Source organism: Streptomyces sp. NPDC019890 (assembly GCF_044903445.1).
In the GTDB taxonomy this organism is placed as follows: Bacteria; Actinomycetota; Actinomycetes; order Streptomycetales; family Streptomycetaceae; genus Streptomyces.
On the sequence record NZ_JBJDQK010000068.1, the window covers coordinates 1 to 2,688 of the forward strand.

The 2,688-nt window shown below is 68.9% G+C and carries 2 protein-coding genes; both read right to left on the minus strand.

Translation table 11 applies throughout. The annotated features are described in order from the left end of the window. Positions 1–367: 367 nt before the first annotated feature. Positions 368–871 carry a hypothetical protein gene (locus tag ACI2LP_RS34170; RefSeq protein WP_404728429.1) on the minus strand — a complete coding sequence of 168 codons (504 nt, stop codon included), beginning with the start codon at positions 869–871 and terminating at the stop codon, positions 368–370. A gap of 228 nt (positions 872–1,099) precedes the next feature. Further along, positions 1,100–1,891, minus strand: coding sequence for a hypothetical protein (locus ACI2LP_RS34175; protein WP_404728430.1), 792 nt, complete (start codon positions 1,889–1,891; stop codon positions 1,100–1,102). Positions 1,892–2,688 lie beyond the last annotated feature (797 nt).

Here is a 2,688-nt window from a genome sequence, read left to right on the forward strand (position 1 = left end):
ATCGGGTCCCTCCGATCTCGTCGTCGATCTTCACATACAAGTCCGGTGATGAGGGCGTCCAGGTCTTCGTTCGTCACAAAACGATCTTGGACGCCCTCTCTGCATCCCCGGACGCACCGTCAGCATTCGGAACTACTCGTCTAGGACATGCGAGGCGTCCGCCGGCCCCCGGACCCGCCCGCGCAAGCCCCACACCGGGCAGCGCACCGCCACCGCGCCGACCCCCGGCCGGCCCGGTGAGCAGCGGCGGTGCTGCGCGGCGTGCCGGGGAGGGGGCCGCCGATCCGGCCCGGCGGAGCCGCAGCACAAGGGCCCGCGTGAGCGGGCCCGGCCGCCGGCATTCCGGTCTGCGTCCCGTGGCGGTGCCTCAGGAGGGGACATCCTTACCCATCAGCGCGGTCCAGTCGCCGGCGAGATACTGCCGTTTCCAGGCGTCGATCTCCTGCGCCGGCATCTTGTATTTCCTGGCGGCCTCGGCGCTTGTCGTGGGTCCGTGCAGGACGACCATCACGATCCTGACCCGGTCCGCCAGCGTGAGCTTGTCCTTCGGCTTGTCCGGCAGGTCCTCGAACCGGGTACAGCCCTGCGTGCCGGGCCTGCCGGGCTCCCCCGACCGGCCCGGGCCGCCACCCCTGCCGCTGTCACCGCCCTTACCGCCCGCGCCACCCGTACCGCACTCACCGCCCGCGCCACCGACACCACCACTACCGCCCGTGCCACCGACACCACCGGCGAGCCCAGCGGGCCCGGCCCGGTGACCGGAGCCTGCCGCAGCGGTATGCGGCACCTGCGCCGCACAGGCGACACCGGCCGCGAAAACCAGCGAGAGAGGCGCCAGGACAAAACGACGCCGCCAGAAACTTCCGGACATGGAGATCCTCCGTAATCCTCACAAAGAGCGTGACGCCCGCAGGCGCAGTGCATCCGGCCGCCGTGACTTCAGCGGCCGCATCCCGGCCAGACGGCCGGGGCTCGGCCAGAGGGCAGGTAGGGGGTGGAGGCCTTCAGGCCCCCACCCCGCCGGGGGGTGGGCCGGTACGGCCCGGACGGCATGAGCCGTCCGGGCCGCCGGATGAGACCACAGGGTGAAGCAGCCGCCTCAGACGGCGTCGCCGCCCGCACCACCGGTGCCACCCACGACACCACCGGTGCCGCCCGTGCCACCGGCACCACCCGTGGTCCCGCCGGTACCACCCGTGCCACCCGTGCCGCCCACGACACCACCCGCGCCGCCCGTGCCACCGGCACCACCCGTGGTGCCACCCGCACCACCGGTGCCGCCGTTACCGCCCGCGACACCACCCGCGCCGCCGGTACCACCGGCACCGCCCGTGTCAGCACCCTTGCCGCCCGTGCCACCCGTGCCGCCCAGGACACCGCCCGCACCGCCGTCGCCGCCCTTACCTCCAGTCTTCTTCGGAGCGTCCTTCGGGTCCTGCTTGTTCTTGTCCTTCGGGTCGACCTTCGGGTCGACCTTCTTGTTGTCCTTCGGGTCCTTCTTGTTGTCCTTCTTCGGGTCGTCCTTCTTCTTCGGGTCGCCCTTCTTGTTCTCGTGCTTCTTGTCATGCTTCTTGTCGTGCTTGTCGTGCTTCTTGTTGTCGTGCTTGACGACAACAATGACCACCTTCTTCTTGCCGTGCTTGTCCTTCTTGATCACGACCTTGATGACGACCTTCTTCTTGTCGTGCTTCTTGTCGTGCTTCTTGTCGTGCTTGTCCACATGGGCGGCCAGGCTCACGGCCGGCGAAGCCGGCATCGGGGCCGCCATCGTGGAGGAGGCCGGAATGATGACGGCCCCCGCCACGAAAGTGCCCGAGGCGAAAAACGTCGCCAGACGCAGACCCCGACGCTTGGAACGGACATCACTACGGGTGTGAACGGTACGGGACATGACTTACTCCTACTGACATAGAGGGATTCATTGAATTCCCGGGAACCCGGGATGACGTGCGAAAGGGAGAAACCCTCGGAAAGGAATTCCCCTTCACCGTGCCGCCTCGTTCTTTTCTTCCGGTGAGGCCGCACTTCCAGTAGGCCCGAACCACACCACCCGGTCACGTTCCGACAAGTCGGGGCTTGACACACCCATAAACATCACGTAAAACCACGCAAAATGCGCCGTCGGCCCGTAGCCGGCCACCTTCCCGCCCCGCCCCGGCCGGGGCACGCGCACCGCGACAGCCCACCCCCACGGCAGCAGTCCGCTCCGGGACACGGGCACACGCCAAACCGCCCCTATGACGGCACACCACCACCCACCCCGCCCCCGACCCGGCCCCCCCCCCAGCCGCCACACACCGCTGCGAGATCTGAGGCGCAGAACAGCCCTACCGCACGGGCACCCGGACCACGCCCCAACTACCCTTCAGCGGCAACGATTTCACACACACCAGCCACCAGACCCAGAGCGTTTTGACACCGCACCACCGTCAGGGCCGTCCCGCCGGGCCTCACCGGCACCCATCCCCCACGCGACGAGAAAACCACCACCGCATCGGGACACGGCCGCACGGCGCACCACCCCACCCACGGCCGCGCTCGAGCCGCCGATGCCCGGGCAACAACACCATCACGACAAGCACAAGCCCGCGCCCGGACAACAGCACGAGGGCCCCGCACAGCAACAAGGCCACCGGCCCCTGCCCGAGGCGCGCCGGCCAAGGCATCACCGAACAGGAGCGAAGCCTT